This window comes from Inquilinus limosus MP06 (genome assembly GCF_000767795.1).
Lineage (GTDB): Bacteria > Pseudomonadota > Alphaproteobacteria > DSM-16000 > Inquilinaceae > Inquilinus > Inquilinus limosus_E.
Map to the genome: position 1 here is coordinate 1 of NZ_JANX01000507.1, position 4,710 is coordinate 4,710.

The window sequence follows — 4,710 nt, forward strand, 5'->3', positions numbered from 1 at the left end:
AGCGGCCGGGCGGCGCGACGGAGGAGGAGGTCATGGCCCTGGCCACCGGACACCGTTTCGACGCGGTCGCGGCGATGGGGGCGGCATGAGCGCGGGCGCCGCTGCCGGACGCCCCCGCCGCCGTGCCGAGCTGCCGGTGCCGGCGATCCTGATCGCGGCCTCGGTCGCTGGCTTCACGGCCACCGCGCTCGCCACCGGCCAGTCGGCGCAGCTGTCGGCCGACGGCGTGATCGCGGTGCTGGAGCGGGTGGTGGCGCTCGGCCTGGTGGCACTGGGCCAGACCTTCGTCATCCTGGCCCGGTCGATCGACCTGTCCGTCGCCAACCTGGTCAGCGTCGGCGCCGTCATGGCGTCCTGGATGATGCAGGGCGACCCGGCGATGATGCTGCCGGCGGTGGCCGCGGTGCTCGCCGTCTCGGCCCTGGTCGGGGCGGTCAACGGCCTGCTGGTGACGCGGCTGGAGATCAACCCGCTGATCGCCACGCTCGGCGTCGGGCTGGTGCTGCAGGGGCTGCTCAGCGCCTCCTTCCAGAACTTCGCCGGGGCGGTGCCGGAAAGCTTCCAGGTCCTCGCCTACGGCCAGGTCGGGCCGGTGCCCTATCCGGTGATCGGCCTGTTCGTGCTGGCCGGCTGCGCCGCCTTCGTGCTGCGCGCGACCCGCTTCGGCGCCCATCTCTACGCCACCGGCGGCAACCCGGACGGGGCGCGCCTGGCCGGCATCCGCACCCATCGGGTGACGCTGGCCGCCCATGTGGTCTGCAGCCTCGCCGCCGGGCTGACCGGCCTGTACCTCGCCAGCCGCCTGCGCTCCGGCGCCCCCTGGGTCGGGCGCGACGGCCTCTACGACCTCGAATCCATCGCCGTGGTGGTGATCGGCGGCACCATCCTGGCCGGCGGCCGCGGCGGCGTCTGGGGCACGCTGGCCGGGGTCATCCTGTTCGGCACGCTCGACGCCGTCTTCACCATGGTCGGCATCGACGCCTTCGTGAAGCAGGTGCTGCGCGGCGGCATCGTCATCGCCGCGGTCGCGGTCTATGCCTACCGCACCCGGGGGCATGTGGCATGATCGAGACCACCGAGCCGCGCCCGATGACCAGGACCATGCCGTCGCCGCTGCGCCGCCTGGCCGCGATCCGCCCGGCCTATTGGGTGCTGATCGTGCTGCTGGTCGCGATCGCCGTCGCCAGCCCGGCCTTCCTGGAGCCGCAGGGCTATATGAACTTCCTGCGCCGGGCGGCGCCGCTGGTGATCCTGGCCGCCGGGCAGCTCTTCGTCATCGTCACCGGCGGCTTCGACCTGTCGGTCGGGTCGCTGATCACGCTGGTGGTGATGGCGTCGTCGCTGCTGATCCAGGGCGACCCGGCGCAGACCTGGTGGGTGATCGCCCTGGTCTACGGCATCGGACTTGCCGTCGGGCTGTTCAACGGGCTGGTGGTGTCCTGGCTCAAGGTGCCGTCGATCATCACCACGCTGGGCATGCTGCTGGCCTTGAAGGGCATCGCGCTGGCCTGGTCCGGCGGGTCGCCGCAGGGCTACCTGCCCGACAATTTCCGCGATTTCGGCCGGTTGACCTGGCGCGGCCTGCCGGGGATCGACCTGCTGCCGCTGGCGGTGCTGGTCGCGGTGGTCGCGGTCGCCCTGATGTGGTGGCTGATGCACGGCACCGTGCTTGGCCGGCTGCTGCTCGCCGTCGGCGACAACCCCAGGGCGGCGGAGCTGGCGGGCACGCGGGTGCGGCTGGTGCGCACCATCGCCTTCGTCGTCTCCGCTTTGTCGGCCGTCACCGCCGGCATCCTGCTCGGCGGCTTCGCCGGGGTCTCGACCAATGTCGGCGACGGCTACGAGCTGCAGGCCATCGCCGCCATCGTCATCGGCGGCGCCCAGCTTCTGGGCGGTCGCGGTACGGTGCCCGGCGCCGTCGCCGGGGCACTCAGCCTGTCCGCTTTGTTCACTTTGCTCAACCTGATCGGCCTGCCCAAGCCGCTGCGCGACGCGGCCCAGGGGCTGATCCTGATCGTCGCCGTCGGCTGGAGCGTCTGGCGGCGGCGGAGGGGAGGTGCCTGACCGGACCAGCCTCGCGACGACCATCCAAACAGAAAGCCAATGACGAGGGAGGAACGCCCATGCGTATCGGGATGATGATCGGCACCGCAACCCTGCTGGCCCTGGCGGCCGGCGGCGTGGCACAGGCGCAGAGCTTCGACGACCCGAAGGAGTTCGAGGCCCAGCGGGCGCTGATGTCGGCCAAGGCGGAGGGCCCGGCCGACAAGCCGTGGGAGCAGCATTACGGCAGCCAGATGGTCGACACCGCAAAGTACAAGAAGGCCGGGCCGTACAAGCTGTGCTTCTCCAACGCCGGGGTCGGCAACCCCTGGCGCGTGGTCGGCTTCACCACCATGCAGGCCGAGGTCGACGTCCACAAGGCGGACATCGCGTCCTTCACCGTGGCCGATGCCGAGGGCAAGGACGACAAGCAGATCTCCGACATCAAGGCGATGCTGGCCAGCGGCAATTGCGACGCGCTGATCGTGTCGCCCAACACCACCGCGGCGCTGACCCCGGCGGTGGAGGAGGCATGCAAGCAGGTGCCGGTGATCGTGTTCGACCGGGGCGTGCTGACCGACTGCCCGGTCACCGTGGTCAAGCCGATCGGCGGCTACGCCTTCGGCATCGCCGCGGCGGAATACATCGCCGCCAACGTGCCGAAGGGCGGCAAGGTGCTGGCGCTGCGCATCCTGCCCGGCGTCGACGTGCTGGAGAACCGCTGGGCCGCGGCCAAGCGCATCTTCGACGAGAAGGGAATCGAGGTGGTCGGCGCCGAGTTCACCGACGGCGACCGGGCCAAGACCAAGTCGATCGTCGAGGACACTCTGACCCGGGTCGGCAAGCTCGACGCCGTGTGGATGGATGCCGGCGCCACCAGCGTCGCCGCCATCGAGGCGTTCGAGGACCAGGGCATGGACGTGCCCATCGTCACCGGCGAGGACCAGCAGGACTTCCTGCAGAAGTGGAAGCAGTCGGGCATGAAGGCGGTGGCGCCGACCTATCCGACCTATCAGTGGCGCACCGCGGTGATCGCCGCCGTGCGGGTGCTGAAGGGCGAGGCGGTGCCGGGCCCGGCCTGGTCGCTGCCGCAGCCGACGATCACGGCGGAAAACCTCGACAAATACGTCAACGACAAGATGCCGCCGCTGCACTACGCGATGTGCGGCTGCGAAGGGATGCCGGACTATCCGCAGCGGTGGATCGGTAAGTAGCAACGCGCGGGGGCGGGCCCCGTGCCCACCCCCGTCGAGAGCGGAGGATCCCATGGGCGATTATCACATCACCGGCGCGATGATCTGGGACGGCAGCGGCCGCGACCCCTATCCCGGCCAGGTCGTGGTCCGCGGTGACCGCATCCACGCCGTGGCTCCGGCATCGGAGCGGCTGGATGCCGGCGGCTGCGAGACGGTCGACGGCGGCGGCGCCACGCTGATGCCGGGGCTGGTCGAGGGCCACGCCCACATCTCCTTCTGCGGCGCCACCCGCAACACCGATCTCGGCGACATCCCGACCGAGGAGCATGTGCTGGAGACGATGTGGAACGCCGAGCTGCTGCTCGACCACGGCTTCACCAGCTGCTATTCGGCCGCCGCCGCCAAGACCCGGCTGGACGTGGTGATCCGCGACAAGGTCAACCAGGGCCGGCTGAAGGGCCCGCGCATCAAGGCGGCGAGCCCGGAGATCACGGTCACCGGCGGCCTCGGCGACGAGACCCGGCTGCATTTGGCCCGCGCCAGCTTCGGCATGGTCTGCGACGGGCCGGAGGAGGTGCGCCGCGCCGTCCGCATCTGCATCCGCGAGGATGTCGACAACATCAAGATCAACATCTCCGGCGACGATTTCGTCGATCCGGCCAAGGGCGGCATGACGGTGATGTCGCAGGCCGAGGTCGCGGCCGCGGTCGAAACCGCGCATGATTTCGGCCGCAAGGTGAACTGCCATGCCCGGGCCAGCGAGGCGGTGAAGCGCGCCATCCGCGCCGGGGTCGACGTGATCTATCATTGCGAGCATGCCGACACCGAGGCGCTGGACATGCTGGAGGCGCGGAAGGACCGGGTCTTCGTCGGCCCCGCCATCGGCCTGATCTACAACACCATCCACGAGGCCGGGCCCTGGGGCATCGACGAGGCCAAGGCCCGGAAGCTGGGCATGCATCTGTGCATGGAGGCCAGCCAGCGCACCTATGCCGAGATGCGCAAGCGCGGCATCCGCGTCGTCATCGGCGGCGATTACGGCTTCGCCTGGACGCCGCAGGGCACCAACGCGCGCGATGTCGAGCACTTCGTCAAGCTGTTCGGCTACACCCCGTCCGAGGCGCTGCAATGCGCCACGCGGATCGGCGGCGAGCTGATGGGCATGGGCGACCGGCTGGGCCAGGTGCGCGAGGGCTTCCTGGCCGACCTGATCCTGGTCGATGGCGACCCGCTCAAGGACATCAGCCTGATTCACGACCACGGGGCCATCCGCATGGTGATGAAGGACGGCGTCCTGCACCGCCTGTCGCCGCGGCGGGCGCTGCGGGCCGCCGCCGAGTGACGCGGTGGCGGGTGTCCACCAGTCGGGCGTGGAGATCCTGCTCGGGGTCGTCGACCGGCTGATCGAGGCGCCCGGCGGGGCGACGGTCGCAGCCCTGGCCGAAGGGCTGGCCGTGCCGCGCTCCAGCCT

4 protein-coding genes are annotated in these 4,710 nt (G+C 70.6%); all 4 read left to right on the forward strand.

The window, feature by feature from the left end; genetic code table 11:
• Positions 1-85: 85 nt before the first annotated feature.
• The 4 genes from P409_RS27100 to P409_RS27115 are packed head-to-tail and all read left to right on the forward strand — an operon-like array spanning position 86 to position 4,581.
• A complete protein-coding gene (locus P409_RS27100; RefSeq protein ID WP_034845726.1) occupies positions 86-1,066 on the forward strand; it encodes an ABC transporter permease in 981 nt (326 codons plus the stop codon).
• Positions 1,063-2,064: an ABC transporter permease gene (locus tag P409_RS27105; protein WP_034845728.1), complete on the forward strand. Its 1,002-nt coding sequence runs from the start codon at positions 1,063-1,065 to the stop codon at positions 2,062-2,064. Before P409_RS27100 ends, P409_RS27105 begins: the two co-directional genes overlap by 4 nt.
• Before the next feature lie 59 nt (positions 2,065-2,123).
• Positions 2,124-3,257, forward strand: a complete 1,134-nt coding sequence (locus P409_RS27110) for an ABC transporter substrate-binding protein (protein WP_202964826.1) — start codon at positions 2,124-2,126, stop codon at positions 3,255-3,257.
• A gap of 52 nt (positions 3,258-3,309) precedes the next feature.
• Positions 3,310-4,581, forward strand: a complete 1,272-nt coding sequence (locus tag P409_RS27115) for a metal-dependent hydrolase family protein (RefSeq protein ID WP_034845730.1) — start codon at positions 3,310-3,312, stop codon at positions 4,579-4,581.
• Positions 4,582-4,710 lie beyond the last annotated feature (129 nt).

Excerpts from the sequence above, each read along its gene's own strand:
- P409_RS27100 (WP_034845726.1), top strand. The coding sequence starts at position 86 with ATGAGCGCGGGCGCCGCTGCCGGACGCCCCCGCCGCCGTGCCGAGCTG.
- P409_RS27105 (WP_034845728.1), top strand. The coding sequence starts at position 1,063 with ATGATCGAGACCACCGAGCCGCGCCCGATGACCAGGACCATGCCGTCG.
- P409_RS27110 (WP_202964826.1), top strand. The coding sequence starts at position 2,124 with ATGCGTATCGGGATGATGATCGGCACCGCAACCCTGCTGGCCCTGGCG.
- P409_RS27115 (WP_034845730.1), top strand. The coding sequence starts at position 3,310 with ATGGGCGATTATCACATCACCGGCGCGATGATCTGGGACGGCAGCGGC.